Raw genomic sequence first — 14,390 nt, 5'->3', positions numbered from 1 at the left:
TCATGGCAGTCCGGCGCGATACGGCACCCTCTTTCGCCAGGACTGCCCGGAAGGCCCGCATGACCTCCCGCATGCGTTCCTTCCCCCCGGGGCGGCGGCCAGCGCCGCCCCGGCATTTCCTTTCCCTCGCGACCGGCGTGCCGATGATCCTCTCCTCCCCACGATCCCTGCTTTTCGCCGCCTTGATGCTGCTGGCTGTCGTCGTGCTGCCGGGCCTCGCGCTGGCGCAGGACCAGGCGAGTATTGCCCCGGTCATCGCCGAATTTTCCGGCAAGAAGAGTTTTGACGAGACCGAGGCGACCGTTCGCAAGCTCGCCGCCACCGGCGATCCGGCCGTGGCTCTCGCGCTGAACGCGCTCGCCGCCGGCGAGCTGTTCTACCGCGCCGACGGCAGCGTGGTGATCGCCCGGGGCAAGGCCGACCCAATCGAGATTCTCGATCCCTATACCGGCGCCTCGCTCGGCAGCGTCGCCGTCGCCGACCTGCAGAAGGTCCGCGTCAAGAATTCCATCCGCGTCGTCGTCGCCGATGCGCTGGGCACGCTGACCCTCGGCTCGCCCGATCCCGCGCGCCGCCTGTCTGCCGCGATGAACCTCTTCACCTCCGCGACGCCGGAGCAGGTGGGCGTGCTCGACGCGGCCATCGCAAAGGAGGATGTGCCGGCGGTGAAGCTGCGGCTGGAACAAGCCCGCGCCGCCGCCGTCATCAAGTCGGACCGGCCGGTGGCCGAGAAGCTCGCCGCGATCCAGCTGATCGCCGAGCGGGGCGACCGTCAGTCGCTGGTGGTGCTCGGTGAGATCCGCGCGGCCGAAGCCTCGGAGTTGACCGCCGCGGCGACCGCCGCCGCCGAGGCGATCGAGCAGAACATCACGCTCTGGGGCTACGCGCAGAACGTCTGGTACGGGCTGTCGCTCGGCTCGGTGCTGCTGCTCGCCGCGATCGGCCTCGCCATCACCTTCGGCGTCATGGGCGTCATCAACATGGCGCATGGCGAAATGGTGATGCTCGGCGCCTACACCACCTTCGTGGTGCAGGAGGCGATCCGCACCCATGCGCCAGGCCTGTTCGACTGGTCGCTGCCGATCGCGTTGCCGCTGGCCTTCGCCGTATCGGCGTCGGTGGGCCTCGTCATGGAGCGCTTCCTGATTCGCTTCCTCTACGGCCGCCCGCTGGAGACGCTGCTCGCGACCTACGGCGTCTCGCTGATCCTGCAGCAGGGCATCCGCACCATTTTCGGCCCGACCAACAAGGAGGTCGGCAACCCCTCCTGGATGTCGGGCGCCTTCGACATCGGGCTGATGTCGGTGACGTGGAACCGCGCCTGGATCATCGTCTTCTCCGCCGTGATCTTCTTCGCGCTGCTGGCAGCGCTCAACCGGACGGCGATGGGCCTGCAGATGCGCGCCGTCACCCAGAACCGCAAAATGGCCTCGGCCATGGGCATCCGCACGCCCTGGGTTGACGCCGCGACCTTCGCGCTCGGCTCGGGCATTGCCGGCATTGCCGGGGTCGCGCTCAGCCAGATCGACAACGTCTCGCCCGATCTCGGGCAGGGCTACATCATCGACAGCTTCATGGTCGTGGTCTTCGGCGGCGTCGGCAATCTCTGGGGCACCCTCGTCGGGGCGATGAGCCTCGGCATCGTCAACAAGCTGCTGGAGCCCTATGCCGGCGCGGTGCTCGGCAAGATCGTGGTGCTCGTCCTCATCATCCTGTTCATCCAGAAACGCCCGCGCGGCCTGTTCGCCCAGAAGGGGAGGTTCGTGGACGCATGATTTTCGCGAAATTTCTCGGACCGCGCGTCTGGTTCATCGTGCTCTCGCTCATCGCCGCCGCCATCCTGGTGCCGATGGCGAACCAGTGGGTGCCGGAAGGCGGCGCGCTGCACATTCCCTCCTACGCCATCCCGCTGATCGGCAAGTATCTCTGCTACGCGCTGCTGGCGCTCTCGCTCGATCTGGTCTGGGGCTATGTCGGCATTCTGAGCCTTGGGCATGGCGCGTTCTTCGCGCTCGGCGGCTATGCCATGGGCATGTACCTGATGCGCCAGATCGGCACCCGCGGCACCTATGGCAACGCGGTGCTGCCGGATTTCATGGTCTTCCTCAACTGGAAGGAGTTGCCCTGGTTCTGGACCCGCTTCGACCAGTTCTGGTTCGCCGCGCTGATGGTGTTCCTGGTGCCCGGCCTGCTCGCCTTCGTGTTCGGCTACTTCGCCTTCCGGAGCCGGGTCACCGGCGTCTACCTCTCGATCATCACCCAGGCGCTGACCTACGCGCTGCTCCTCGCCTTCTTTCGCAACGACATGGGTTTTGGCGGCAATAACGGCCTGACCGATTTCAAGGAACTGCTCGGCTTCCCGCTGGCTGCCGCCTCTACCCGGCTTGGCCTGTTCGTCGCCAGCTGCGTGGCGCTGGCCCTCGGCGTCGTGCTGGTCGGGCTGATCACCCGCTCGAAGCTCGGCAAGCTGATGATCGCGGTGCGCGACGCCGAGAGCCGCACGCGCTTCCTCGGCTGGCGCGCCGAGCACGTCAAACTCTTCGCCTTCACCGTCTCGGCGATGATGGCGGGGCTCGCTGGCGCGCTCTACGTGCCGCAGGTCGGCATCATCAATCCCGGCGAGTTCGCCCCGGTCAATTCGATCGAGGTGGTGGTCTGGGCGGCCGTCGGCGGCCGCGGCACGCTGCTCGGTCCGGTGATCGGCGCGCTCATCGTCAATGCCGGCAAGAGCTTCTTCACCGCCGCAGCGCCCGAGTTCTGGCTGTTCGTGCTGGGTGGGTTGTTCGTCTTCGTGACGCTGTTCCTGCCGCGCGGCATCGTCGGTACCTTCGACGCCGGCTGGAGCGGGCTTCGCGACCGCCGCACCTCGCGCGCGGCCGAAAAAGGCATCGGCGATGCCGGCACCGGCAGCGATGCCGCCGTCCCGAGCGCGTCGGCCCCGAGGGCGATGGCCCCGAGTGCTGCGGTCCCGAGTGCGGCGGAGTAATGGTCATGCCTCAGATCAACCCCGCCTTCTCCGCCCTCGACGGCGCCGGCTTCGTCGTCTCGCCGCATCCCTATGCCACGCAGCGCGCCGCCGAGCTGGCGGCGCGGGCGAGCATCATCTCGCCGCGGCGCGAGACTCTGCTCTACCTCGACGGGGTGACCAAGACCTTCGATGGCTTCAAGGCGATCAACGGCCTGTCGCTGGTCATCCAGAAGGGCGAGATGCGCGCCATCATCGGCCCGAACGGCGCCGGCAAGACGACGATGATGGACATCATCACCGGCAAGACCAAGCCCGACAGCGGCGAGGTGTTCTTCAAGGGCGACGTCGACCTCACAGAGCATGACGAGGCCGACATCGCCTCAATGGGGATCGGCCGGAAATTCCAGAAGCCGACGGTGTTCGACAGCCACACGATCGAGGACAATCTGCGCCTTGCGATGGCCGGGACGCGCAGCGTCTTCGCGGCGCTGCTCCACCGCAACGTCCCGGCCGAGGCGCACAAGATCGACGAGATCCTGACGACGACGCGGCTCGGCGCGCGGCGTGCGACGCTCGCGGGGGATCTCAGCCACGGGCAGAAGCAATGGCTGGAGATCGGGATGCTCCTGGCCCAGGACCCGGAACTGCTGCTGATCGACGAGCCCGTCGCGGGGATGACCGATGCCGAGACCGAGGAGACCGCGCGGCTTCTGAAGGACATCGCCCGGACGCGCTCGGTCGTCGTCGTCGAGCACGACATGCATTTCGTCCGCGCGCTCGACGTGAAGGTCACCTGCCTGCACGAGGGCTCGGTGCTCGCCGAGGGCACGCTCGACGCCGTCAGCGCCGATCCGCGCGTCGTCGAAGTGTATCTGGGGCGGTGAGGGCCGTGGGGGTGGCCTTTCATCTACGCCGTCGTGGGTATTGGGGTGCGTCGTCGCCAGCCGTCACGGCATGGGTCCCCGGGGCTACGGCCCCGAGGATGACGACCGCTGGGGTTGGAGTTTGGGGTACTGTTTACCGCAGTGCTCCCCGAAGCGCGGTGGCGAGCACTACCAATTCACGCACAACCCGTCCGTCGTCATCCTCGCCCGCAGGGCGGGGACCCATGCCTTGGCGTCTGTCCAGGCAGGTCCGGTACCGGATGGGCAAGGCACCCGATCCTGAGTGCATTCCCTCGCAAAGCCCGAGGTTTCGAGGCGGTCAAGCCCGCGATGACGGCTTCTACTGCGGTCGCTTTTCGCCACACGACACCCGTCTCGTCTCGAAAGGCCTCCCATGCTGAACGTCTCGAACATCGACCTCTACTACGGCGCGGCCCAGGCGCTGCGCGGCGTGTCGATGAATGCGGCGAAGGCCGAGATCACCTGCGTCCTCGGGCGGAACGGCGTCGGCAAGACCAGCCTGCTGCGCGCCATCGTCGGCCAGCAGCCGATCCGCTCGGGCGACATCTCGCTGGACGGGCATTCGCTCGGCCGCGAGGCGCCGTATGCGCGGGCGCGGCGCGGCATCGGCTTCGTGCCGCAGGGGCGCGAGGTGTTTCCGCTGCTGACGGTGAAGGAGAACCTCGAGACCGGCTATGCGCCGCTGAAGCGGACGGACAGGCATATTCCCGAGCACGTCTTCGAGCTCTTCCCGGTGCTGAAGACCATGCTCGGCCGGCGCGGCGGCGATCTGTCCGGTGGCCAGCAGCAGCAGCTGGCGATCGGCCGGGCGCTGGTGACGCGGCCGGGCCTCCTGGTGCTGGACGAGCCGACCGAGGGCATCCAGCCCTCGATCATCAAGGACATCGGCCGGGCCATCCGCTACCTCAAGGAGCATTCGGGCCTCGCCATCCTGCTGGTCGAGCAGTATCTCGACTTCTGCCGCGAACTCGCCGACAAGGTCTACATCATGGATCGCGGCGAGATCGTCTTCGAGGGCACGGCCGAGGATCTCGACCGCCCGGAGGTTCGCAAGCATCTCACCGTCTGACGCGCTGCCCATCGACATCGCCCCGGCAGCTCCCGCGCCGGTCCCTGACATGCAGCGGGCCCGCGGCCGGGCGATGGCCGAGTTCCGCCTGACGGACGGCCGCTCCCGGCTGGCGAAGCTGCATCAGGCGGGCTGCCTGAAGCTGCGCTTTCCCCGGAACGGCGCGGCGATGGCGGAAGCCGTGCTGATCAACTCCTCCGGCGGTCTCACCGGCGGCGACCGGCTGCAGCAGGACTTCGCCGCCGGGGCGGGCGCTGCCCTCAGCCTGACGACGCAGGCCTCGGAGCGCGTCTACCGCGCCTCCGCCGGCGAGGCGCGGATCGCGACGACCATCCGGGTGGGCGAGGGGGCAAGCTTCCATTACCTGCCGCAGGAGACGATCCTGTTCGACGGCGGGGCCTTGGCCCGGACGCTCGATGTCGACTGTGCCGCGTCGAGCCAGCTGCTGGTGGCCGAAAGCGTGGTGCTCGGGCGGACGCTGATGGGCGAGACCGTGCGGGAGGGGTCGCTGCGCGATCGCTGGCGTATTCGCCGCGACGGTGTCCTGGTCTTTGCCGACAATCTGAGCCTCGTCGGCGCGATCGACGACATCGCCGCGTCCGCGGCAAGCCTTGCAGGCGCCAAGGCCTTCTCCACCATCCTCTGCCAGGCGCCGGGCGCCGAGACCTTGCTGGACGAGGTGAGGCACCGCATCGGCCCGGACGGCGGCGCCAGTCTCGTCGATGGCCTCCTCGTGGCACGGCTGGTGGGGCCGAGCGGATTTTTGCTGCGCAAGCGGCTGATCCCCGTGCTGCAGGTGCTGGCAAACGCCCCGCTTCCGCGGGTATGGTCGATATGACAGTTTCGACGGGTTCAGAGAAGAGAGTGATGCGATGCAACTGACGCCGCGCGAAAAGGACAAGCTGATCATCGCCATGGCCGCGGAGGTTGCCCGCAAGCGGCTGGCGCGCGGCGTGAAGCTGAACCATCCCGAGGCGATCGCCATCATCTCTGACTTCGTCGTCGAAGGCGCCCGCGACGGACGCTCGGTCGCCGATCTGATGGATGCCGGCGCCCATGTCGTCACCCGCGGCCAGGTGATGGAAGGGATCGCCGAGATGATCCACGACATTCAGGTCGAGGCAACATTTCCGGACGGGACCAAGCTCGTGACGGTGCACCAGCCGATCCGCTGAAGGCAAAAGCGAATCTGCGGCTTTTGTTGTCGCCAGCGGATGCAGGTCGGAAAGTCTTTGCGTGACGACAGGCTACTGGGTGTCGGTGGCGTCGAGGCCGGCAATTTCGGCGTCGTTGGCGGTGCCGACGGCAAGATAACGTCGCTCCAGGCTGGAATAATAGACCGGGCCTGTCACACCATCGATCGTCGCGGTGCGGATGATCGTGCGCTCGGGTCCGCCGGTCTGGCCGGCGAGCGCGAGGAGGGTGGCGACGGGGAGGCCGAGAAGGAGGCAGCGGGAGAGTGTGCGGGGCATCGTGTGTTCCGTGGAGCGGCGTTGGCTGTCTGTCTCGCCTTGCCGCCAGCATAAGGGCAAAGGTCTTGGCGGAGCGGCTGCAAACTGTCTCGCATTTGAACGAACAGGCGGAATGCACTTGCCGGCGGGGATGATCTGCTGATGATCTTTGACAGGAACGGCCGGGTCTTCCAAAGTATCCCGGCGTGAACGGTTTTTTAACCTGACTCGCCATGCCGGGCGCGACCCAAACCCGGGCGCCCATGTTGACCTTCGAGGAACAGATGCTGAAACCTATCGCTCTCGCCGCCGCAGCACTCCTTGCCGGAGTTGCCCCCGCCTTCGCGCACCTCAATCCCGCAGAGCACGGCTCGCTGATGGCTGGCCTGTCGCACCCGCTGTTCGGGTTGGATCATATCCTGGCGATGGTGGCTGTCGGCCTCTGGGCGGCGCAGCTGGGCGGCCGGGCGACCTGGATCGTTCCGACGGCGTTCGTCGGCACCATGATGGCCGGCTTCGTCGCGGGCACGGCGGGCTTCGCACTGCCCTTCGTCGAGCCGACGATCCTCGCCTCGGTCGTCGTCCTCGGCCTTCTCGTCGCCGCGGCCGTCCGCTTGCCGCTGGCCGCATCCGCGCCGCTGGTCGGCGTGTTCGCACTGTTTCACGGCCATGCCCACGCCGCCGAGCTCGGTTCGGCGGGCGCGCTGAGCTTCGGCCTCGGCTTCGCTTTGTCGACGGCGCTGCTGCATGCGGCAGGTGTCGGTCTCGGGCTGTCGCTCGGCCGGTTCCAGGTCGTCGCCCGGCTGATCGGCTTGGGCACCGCGATCGTCGGCGTCGCGCTGATGGCGGGCTGACCATGATCCCCGGCGAAGTCATCACCGCACCCGGCGACATCGTGCTCAACGAGGGCCTCGATGCCGTTATCCTCGAGGTGTCGAATACCGGCGACCGGCCGATCCAGGTCGGCTCGCACTACCACTTCGCAGAGACCAATCCTGCGCTAGACTTCGATCGCGCCGCAGCGCGGGGCCATCGGCTCGACATCGCCGCAGGGACGGCGGTGCGTTTCGAACCCGGCCAGACCCGGGAGGTGGCCCTGGTACCGCTTCGCGGTCTGCGCGAGGTCTACGGCTTCAATGCAAAGGTCATGGGCGCGCTGTAGCGCCCACGACCGGTTTCGAAGTCCGAGGCCTTGCGTGACTTCTCAGTCACCGTTCGGCTTCGGGGTCGCGCTGGGCTGAGCCTCGAGCGCCCCGCGGATCTGCTGGGGGTCGACGGCGATCTTCGGGGCCGGGATGTTGTAATCCTCGGCCCGGCCAGCGCCCGAAGCGCCCATCCCGGTGCCGCCAGAGCCACCAGAACCGCCGATGGCGCCGCTCGATCCGCTGGAGGACGTCGTCGCTCCAGCATTGCCGGTGCGGGCGATGGTTTCGGCATTGGTGCTGTTGACCGAACTCGAGCCCTGCGTCGCCGTCCCCTCGCTGCCCATCGTATCGGCCGGCGCGCTGGTGGAGATGCCGCCGGACGGCCCGACATTGCCGCTGCCGACCGTGCCGCTTGTCGTGCCCGGCCCTGCCGTGCCCATCGCGCCCGATCCGACCGTGCCGGAAGAGCCGAGGCCGCTGGCGCCGGAGCCGGTCGTGCCGGAGCTTGCCCCGCTGCCGACGCTGCCGCTGACGCCACTGCCGCTGCCACTGGCCGCCGAACTGCCGCTGACGCCACCTGAACTGCTGCTGCTGCCCGAGCCGCTCGCGCCGCCGCCGGAGGTGCCGCCGCCCGAGCTGCCACCACCCGAGCTGCCGCCGGAAGACTGCGCAAACGCCGGTGCGCCGGCGAGCAGGACGGAGGCGGAGAGGGCGAGAAGGAATGTGCGAGACATGGCATTGATCCTGTCGGTTGGTTCGAAACGCCACCCGTGCCGTATGCAGGAGCGGCGACGAACGTCCTGTTTCGTTAATGCTTTGTCTTCTCAGGCGTTCCGATATCCGTCGCGAGCCAACGGAGCGAACGTCGTTCCGTCTACGGTGCGGGCTTGACGATCCGCGCCCGGCCGCTGCGGCTGAAGGTGCTGTTGCGGGTGACGGCGCTGCGGCCGATGGCCGTCGGACCGTCCAGTGCATAGGCGCCGGCGGCAGCGGGGTCGAGGCTTGACCGTCCCTCGGCCGCGCGCTCCGCATTGCTCTTGCCGGACCTGATGCCCTTGCGCACTTTCGGCTTGATGTAGCTGTCGTCGAAGTCCTTGCCGTAGGCGCGCTCCTCGGCCGTGTCGCCGAAGACCCGCGCGTTCGGAACCCTGTTGCCGCTTCCGACCTTCGGCTGGCCGACGATGCGGGCGCCCGACATCGAACTGCCGGTGGGAGTGCCCGGGGGGCCGCTGCCGAAGGACTGTGCCTGCGCTGCGCCGGCAGAGAAGGTGAGGCCTGCAAGAAGGGCAGCCAGCGTCGGTGCGAATATTCTGTTCATCTCCCCTAGGTGGGGCGGGGAGCGGCCTTTGACAAACCGGATGGTTTGCGGTCCGAATGCGCTTCGGCGCTGCAACACGGTTCGACCCGCTCGAATCCCGTCAGCGCCGGTCCCGCGCCGTCCATGAGGTTTCCGATGTCGTTCCGAATTGCCCGCTCTTCCTATGCCGCGATGTTCGGCCCGACGACCGGCGACAAGGTGCGGCTTGCCGACACCGAGCTGTTCATCGAGGTGGAGAAGGACCTCACCACCTATGGCGAGGAGGTGAAGTTCGGCGGCGGCAAGGTGATCCGCGACGGCATGGGCCAGTCGCAGAGGAGCCGGGCCGAGGGCGCCGTCGACACGGTGATCACCAATGCGCTGATCCTCGACCATACCGGCATCTACAAGGCCGACATTGGCCTGCGCGACGGGCGCATCCACGCCATCGGCAAGGCCGGCAATCCCGACACCCAGCCGGGCGTCAACATCGTCATCGGCCCGGGCACCGAGGCGATCGCCGGCGAGGGCAAGATCGTCACCGCCGGCGGCTTCGACGCGCACATCCACTTCATCTGCCCGCAGCAGATCGATGCGGCACTCTATTCCGGCATCACCACTATGCTCGGCGGCGGCACCGGACCGGCACACGGCACGCTCGCCACCACCTGCACGCCCGGTCCCTGGCACCTCGCACGGATGCTGCAGGCGGTCGACGGCCTGCCGATGAACATCGGCTTCTCCGGCAAGGGCAATGCGTCGAAGCCGGCGGCGCTCGAGGAAATGGTGCTCGGCGGTGCCTGCGCGCTGAAACTGCACGAGGACTGGGGCACGACGCCGGCGGCGATCGACTGCTGCCTCTCCGTCGCCGACGCCTACGACGTCCAGGTGATGATCCACACCGACACGCTGAACGAATCCGGCTTCGTCGAGGACACCGTCGCCGCCCTCAAGGGCCGCACCATCCACGCCTTCCACACCGAGGGCGCCGGCGGCGGCCATGCGCCGGACATCATCAAGGTCTGCGGCTTGCCGAACGTCATTCCGTCCTCGACGAATCCGACGCGGCCCTACACCGTCAACACGCTCGAGGAACATCTCGACATGCTGATGGTCTGCCACCACCTCGACGCGTCGATCCCCGAGGACATCGCCTTTGCCGAAAGCCGGATCCGGCGCGAGACCATCGCCGCCGAGGACATCCTGCACGACATCGGCGCGTTCTCTATCATCTCGTCCGACAGCCAGGCGATGGGCCGCGTCGGCGAGGTGCTGATCCGCACCTGGCAGACCGCCGACAAGATGAAGCGCCAGCGCGGCCGTCTGGTCGGCGAGACCGGCGACAACGACAATCTCAGGGCCCGGCGCTACGTCGCGAAGTACACCATCAACCCGGCGATCGCGCAGGGCATGAGCCGCGAGATCGGCTCGATCGAGGTCGGCAAGCGGGCCGACATCGTGATCTGGGACCCCGCCTTCTTCGCGGTCAAGCCGGCGATGGTGCTGCTCGGCGGCATGATCGTCGCCGCCCCGATGGGCGATCCCAACGCCTCGATCCCGACGCCGCAGCCGGTGCACTACCGGCCGATGTTCGGCGCCTTCGGCAAGGCGACGGCGGCGATCGGCGCGACCTTCGTCAGTCAGGCGGCGCTCGACGACGGCTTGCGCGCGCGCATCGGCTGCGACAAGACCTTCCTCGCCGTCGAGAACACGCGGGGCGGCATTTCCAAAGCCTCGATGATCCTCAACGACGCGATGCCGCACATCGAGGTCGACCCCGAGACCTACGAGGTCCGCGCCGACGGAGAGCTCCTGACCTGCGAGCCCGCCACGGTGCTGCCGATGGCGCAGCGCTACTTCATGTTCTAGGATCGGCCGATCGAGCCGCGTTGCGGCGTGGCTCTCGTCGCGAAGGAGCCGAACCGGTGTCCCGTCAGCTTGGCCAGTCCCGAGACGTTCCCGCGCGCCCGCGCGAAACGACGGCCTATGCCGCGGACTATTTCGCCTGGGTCCAGGATCAGGTTGCGGCCCTGAAGGCCGGGGAACTCGATCGGCTCGATCTCGAAAATCTCGCCGAGGAGCTGGGTGACCTGGGTAACTCGGCCCAGCGCGAGATCGCTTCTCGGCTCGTGGTGCTTCTGACACACCTGCTCAAATGGCGCTTCCAGCCCGCGCGCCGGTCGAGCAACTGGAAGGCCACCATCGTCGAGCAGCGCCGCCGGATTCTCGATGAACTTGCGACAAGCCCGAGCCTGAAAGCCTATCCCGCCAAAATTCTCGGCAAGGAATATGAAATTGCGCGCCTGAAAGCTGCCGGCGAAACGCGGCTTCCGGAGAACACCTTTCCGCAAGAGTGCCCCTTCGCCATCGCCGCCATCCTGGATTTGCACTTCTATCCCGAGGGCGGTGCATGACCGCATCCCTGAAGAAAACCGAGCCGAGCCTCTACGACACCGACCTCTATGCCTGGGCACAGGAGCAGGCTGCGCGGCTTCGCGCGCATGCCTCCGCCGCCATCGACTGGGAGAATGTCGCCGAGGAGATCGAGAGCGTGGGCAATTCAGAATGCAGCGAGATCGAGAACCGGCTGGCGGTCCTTCTCCTGCACCTCCTGAAATGGCATTTCCAGCCGGGGCAGCGGAGCGGCAGCTGGCGATCGACCATCCGCGAGCAGCGCTTCCGGCTGGCCCGTCGGCTTCGGCGCAGTCCCAGCCTCCGACAGTATCCATCGGAGGTGCTGATGGAGGAGTTCGAGTTTGCCCGCCTCAAGGCGGCGGACGAGACCGGGCTTCCGCCGGGCACCTTTCCGGCCGAATGCCCTTACACCATCGCCGACATCCTCGACCCCGACTTCTATCCCGAGGGCGACGAATGACCGCGCCGCTGAAGAAGCCCGAACCGAGCCTCTACGACACCGACTTCCACGCCTGGACGCTAGACCAGGGGGCGAAGCTGCGGGCGCGTGCAGGCTTCGACAACCGCGGCGACATCGACTGGGAGAATGCAGCCGAGGAGATCGAGAGCATGGGGCGGCGCGAGAGACGCGAGATCGCCAGCCGGCTGACGCTCATCCTCACGCATCTGCTGAAGTGGCGGTTTCAGCCGATGCACCGTTCTCGCAGCTGGAGCGGAACGATCAGGGAGCAGCAGCGCATGCTGCGGAGGGTTCTGGACGACAGCCCGAGCCTTGCGTCTTTTTCAGCCGAAATCCTTGCCGAGGAGTATTCGGCCGCGGTGTCCCAGGCGAGTGGCGAGACCGGTCTTTCGCCTGACGTTTTTCCCGCGACGTGCCCCTTCGTTATCGACGATATCCTGACGCCCGATTTTCTACCGGAGGCCGAATGACCGCGCTCAAGGCCTTTGTCGCCCTGGCAGTATTTTCCATCGCAGCCGGTGGCATGGCGCGGGCTGCGACCGTGACGCTCGACCTGCCCGGCACGCTCGACCAGCAGTCGGTTTCCTACGCCTGCGCGGGCAGCGACGCCAAGCTTGCGGTGACCTACTACAACTTTCCCGACACGCAGCTGGCCGTGCTGGCGGTGCGGGGCACGCCGCGTGCGTTCGTCAGCGTTCTCGCGGCGTCGGGCGCCAAATACGCGTCGGGCTCGACGATCTGGTGGACGCGCGGCAATATCGCCGACATCTACGACGAGAGAACGCCCGACGTGAAACCCATCCGTTGCAAGGTAAGCCGATGATCCGCGCCACCAACGTCAAATCCCGCGACCACAGCTTCGACTTCGCCGACACCATCACACTCGACGAGATGCAGCGGCACCGGCGGCGGATGGCGATGGTGTCGGACGGCGGCATCGCCTTCCTGCTCGACCTGCCGGAGACGGTGCGCCTGCGCGAGGGCGACGGCATCGCGCTCGACGACGGCCGGTTCCTGAAGGTGCGGGCGAAGGACGAGCCGCTCTACGTCGTCCGCGGCTCGAACGCGACGCATCTCCTGACGCTCGCCTGGCACCTCGGCAACCGCCACCAGGCCGCGCAGATCTGTGCCGACCACCTGTTCATCCGCCGCGAGCCGGTGCTGAAGGACATGCTGGAGGGGCTCAACGCCAGCGTCGTCGAGATCGACGGGCCGTTCGATCCCGAGGGTGGCGCCTATGGTGGTGCGCATAACGACCATCACGAGCACGAGGCGCCGACGGCGGATCACGGCACCGATCATCATGCCCATGATTGATGGCGCCGGGGCATCTTCCGACGCTGCGTCTCGTGGTGAGAACAAGCCTCCGTCGGCAGACGGCGGTGCGGCACTGCTGCGGCTGTTGACCTGGATGTCGCCCGCTTTCCCGGTCGGCGCCTTCGCCTTCTCGCATGGGCTGGAGAGCGCGATCTCGGCGCGGCAGGTCGCGGATGCCGAGACGCTGTTCGGCTGGGTGCGGACGCTCCTGGTGCACGGCTCCGGCTGGAACGACCTCGTCCTCTTCGCCGAAGCGCATGCGGCTGCGGGCGATCCGGTCCGGCTGCAGGCGGTCGCGGAGCTCGCCGTGGCGCTCGGTGGCAGCCGCGAGCGCCGGACCGAGACGCTGGCACTTGGCGCCGCCTTTGGCCTCGCGTCGGCGCCGTGGCGGACGGCGCCGGGGGATCTGCCGGACGCACCTTATCCGGTCGCCGTCGGCCGGCTTGCCGCCGATGAGGACGTGGCGCTGCTGCCGGCGCTCACCGCCTTCGCGCACGCCTTCGCCGCGACGCTGGTCACCGCGGCGACGCGGCTCGTGCCGCTCGGCCAAGGCGACATGGTGCGGGTGACCAAGCGCCTGGAGCCGGTGATCCTCGCCGCGGCAGAGAGGGCAGCCGGGTCGACGCTGGACGATCTCGGCTCGGCGGCGATCCTCTCCGACATCGCCGCAATGCGGCACGAAACCATGGAAACAAGGCTCTTCCGCTCATGATCTCCCAGAATGCACCGCTTGTCTCGCAGAATGGCCCTTTGCGTGTCGGCATCGGCGGCCCCGTCGGCTCCGGCAAGACGACGCTGGTCGAAAAACTCTGTAAGGCAGCGCGCGACCACTGGTCGATCGGCGTCGTCACCAATGACATCTATACCCGCGAGGATGCCGAGGCGCTGGTGCGGCTGCAGGCACTCGCCGCCGACCGTATCATCGGCGTCGAGACCGGCGGCTGCCCGCACACGGCGATCCGCGAGGACGCCTCGATCAACATCGCCGCCATCAAGGAACTGCGCGCCCGGCATGCCGACCTCGACCTGGTGCTGGTGGAATCCGGTGGCGACAACCTCGCCGCCACCTTCTCGCCTGATCTCGTCGACCTTTCGATCTACGTCATCTCGGTCTGCCAGGGCGACGACATTCCGCGCAAGGGCGGCCCGGCGATCACCCGGTCTGATCTCTTGATCGTCAACAAGACCGACCTCGCGCCCTATGTTCACGCTGACCTCGCCCGGATGGAGCGGGATGCCGCGAAGGGCCGGGGCGACCTCCCGACCATCTTCGCCGACCTCTCACGCGGCAACGGGCTCGGCGACATCCTCGCCTTCCTCGCGGCGCAAGGCGGCCTTCCCGTCATCGCTGCGGCGGCCTGAC

General features: G+C 67.6%; 19 protein-coding genes. 16 read left to right on the top strand and 3 right to left on the bottom strand.

What is annotated here, in order from left to right; translation table 11 throughout:
- Positions 1 to 143: 143 nt before the first annotated feature.
- From urtB to ACZL02_RS11955, 6 genes are all read left to right on the top strand, one after another.
- The gene (gene urtB / locus ACZL02_RS11980; protein WP_472940074.1) at positions 144 to 1,775 is read left to right on the top strand and encodes an urea ABC transporter permease subunit UrtB; all 1,632 of its coding nucleotides are present in this window, start codon (positions 144 to 146) and stop codon (positions 1,773 to 1,775) included.
- Positions 1,772 to 2,986, top strand: a complete 1,215-nt coding sequence (urtC, locus tag ACZL02_RS11975; protein ID WP_472939827.1) for an urea ABC transporter permease subunit UrtC — start codon at positions 1,772 to 1,774, stop codon at positions 2,984 to 2,986. Before urtB ends, urtC begins: the two co-directional genes overlap by 4 nt.
- A gap of 5 nt (positions 2,987 to 2,991) precedes the next feature.
- On the top strand, positions 2,992 to 3,852 hold the full coding sequence (gene urtD / locus ACZL02_RS11970) for an urea ABC transporter ATP-binding protein UrtD (RefSeq protein WP_472939826.1): 861 nt from the start codon (positions 2,992 to 2,994) through the stop codon (positions 3,850 to 3,852).
- A gap of 394 nt (positions 3,853 to 4,246) precedes the next feature.
- Positions 4,247 to 4,942 carry an urea ABC transporter ATP-binding subunit UrtE gene (gene urtE / locus ACZL02_RS11965; RefSeq protein WP_472939825.1) on the top strand — a complete coding sequence of 232 codons (696 nt, stop codon included), beginning with the start codon at positions 4,247 to 4,249 and terminating at the stop codon, positions 4,940 to 4,942.
- Between the two features lie 49 nt (positions 4,943 to 4,991).
- A complete protein-coding gene (locus tag ACZL02_RS11960; RefSeq protein ID WP_472939824.1) occupies positions 4,992 to 5,780 on the top strand; it encodes an urease accessory protein UreD in 789 nt (262 codons plus the stop codon).
- Between the two features lie 34 nt (positions 5,781 to 5,814).
- The gene (locus ACZL02_RS11955) at positions 5,815 to 6,117 is read left to right on the top strand and encodes an urease subunit gamma (RefSeq protein ID WP_472935999.1); all 303 of its coding nucleotides are present in this window, start codon (positions 5,815 to 5,817) and stop codon (positions 6,115 to 6,117) included.
- Between the two features lie 72 nt (positions 6,118 to 6,189).
- Here ACZL02_RS11955 and ACZL02_RS11950 read toward each other — a convergent pair whose 3' ends face one another.
- Positions 6,190 to 6,414, bottom strand: coding sequence for a hypothetical protein (locus tag ACZL02_RS11950; RefSeq protein ID WP_472939823.1), 225 nt, complete (start codon positions 6,412 to 6,414; stop codon positions 6,190 to 6,192).
- A gap of 263 nt (positions 6,415 to 6,677) precedes the next feature.
- Here ACZL02_RS11950 and ACZL02_RS11945 point away from each other — a divergent pair, with 263 nt between their 5' ends.
- Together ACZL02_RS11945 and ACZL02_RS11940 are read left to right on the top strand one after the other, a co-directional pair.
- A complete protein-coding gene (locus ACZL02_RS11945; RefSeq protein ID WP_472939822.1) occupies positions 6,678 to 7,247 on the top strand; it encodes a HupE/UreJ family protein in 570 nt (189 codons plus the stop codon).
- Positions 7,248 to 7,249: 2 nt separating this feature from the next.
- Positions 7,250 to 7,555 (top strand): urease subunit beta, encoded by a 306-nt coding sequence (locus tag ACZL02_RS11940; protein ID WP_472939821.1) that lies wholly within the window; start codon positions 7,250 to 7,252, stop codon positions 7,553 to 7,555.
- Positions 7,556 to 7,597: 42 nt separating this feature from the next.
- On the opposite strand, the gene ACZL02_RS11935 is transcribed toward ACZL02_RS11940, so the two are convergent.
- Together ACZL02_RS11935 and ACZL02_RS11930 are read right to left on the bottom strand one after the other, a co-directional pair.
- Complete coding sequence (locus ACZL02_RS11935) at positions 7,598 to 8,272, bottom strand: hypothetical protein (RefSeq protein WP_472939820.1); 675 nt, start codon at positions 8,270 to 8,272, stop codon at positions 7,598 to 7,600.
- Between the two features lie 140 nt (positions 8,273 to 8,412).
- Entirely contained in the window at positions 8,413 to 8,856 is a 444-nt protein-coding gene (locus ACZL02_RS11930; RefSeq protein ID WP_472939819.1) for a hypothetical protein, read from the bottom strand.
- A gap of 135 nt (positions 8,857 to 8,991) precedes the next feature.
- On the opposite strand from ACZL02_RS11930, the gene ureC reads away from it, so the two are divergent.
- From ureC to ureG, 8 genes are read left to right on the top strand one after another with little or no spacing between them, the layout of a single operon-like run.
- Positions 8,992 to 10,704 (top strand): urease subunit alpha, encoded by a 1,713-nt coding sequence (ureC, locus tag ACZL02_RS11925; protein ID WP_472939818.1) that lies wholly within the window; start codon positions 8,992 to 8,994, stop codon positions 10,702 to 10,704.
- Positions 10,705 to 10,760: 56 nt separating this feature from the next.
- Positions 10,761 to 11,249 carry a DUF29 domain-containing protein gene (locus ACZL02_RS11920; RefSeq protein ID WP_472939817.1) on the top strand — a complete coding sequence of 163 codons (489 nt, stop codon included), beginning with the start codon at positions 10,761 to 10,763 and terminating at the stop codon, positions 11,247 to 11,249.
- Positions 11,246 to 11,710 (top strand): DUF29 domain-containing protein, encoded by a 465-nt coding sequence (locus ACZL02_RS11915; RefSeq protein ID WP_472939816.1) that lies wholly within the window; start codon positions 11,246 to 11,248, stop codon positions 11,708 to 11,710. The genes ACZL02_RS11920 and ACZL02_RS11915 overlap by 4 nt, the downstream gene beginning before the upstream one ends.
- The gene (locus ACZL02_RS11910; protein ID WP_472939815.1) at positions 11,707 to 12,180 is read left to right on the top strand and encodes a DUF29 domain-containing protein; all 474 of its coding nucleotides are present in this window, start codon (positions 11,707 to 11,709) and stop codon (positions 12,178 to 12,180) included. Before ACZL02_RS11915 ends, ACZL02_RS11910 begins: the two co-directional genes overlap by 4 nt.
- On the top strand, positions 12,177 to 12,533 hold the full coding sequence (locus ACZL02_RS11905) for an MliC family protein (protein WP_472939814.1): 357 nt from the start codon (positions 12,177 to 12,179) through the stop codon (positions 12,531 to 12,533). The genes ACZL02_RS11910 and ACZL02_RS11905 overlap by 4 nt, the downstream gene beginning before the upstream one ends.
- Positions 12,530 to 13,027, top strand: a complete 498-nt coding sequence (locus ACZL02_RS11900; protein WP_472939813.1) for an urease accessory protein UreE — start codon at positions 12,530 to 12,532, stop codon at positions 13,025 to 13,027. Before ACZL02_RS11905 ends, ACZL02_RS11900 begins: the two co-directional genes overlap by 4 nt.
- Complete coding sequence (locus ACZL02_RS11895; protein ID WP_472940073.1) at positions 13,020 to 13,739, top strand: urease accessory protein UreF; 720 nt, start codon at positions 13,020 to 13,022, stop codon at positions 13,737 to 13,739. The genes ACZL02_RS11900 and ACZL02_RS11895 overlap by 8 nt, the downstream gene beginning before the upstream one ends.
- On the top strand, positions 13,736 to 14,389 hold the full coding sequence (ureG, locus tag ACZL02_RS11890; RefSeq protein WP_472939812.1) for an urease accessory protein UreG: 654 nt from the start codon (positions 13,736 to 13,738) through the stop codon (positions 14,387 to 14,389). Before ACZL02_RS11895 ends, ureG begins: the two co-directional genes overlap by 4 nt.
- Position 14,390: the final 1 nt, after the last annotated feature.

Source organism: Mesocryomonas fontinalis, assembly GCF_055730125.2.
Note: the sequence above shows the minus strand (reverse complement) of the source record. Positions and strands in the feature narration are given on the sequence as shown.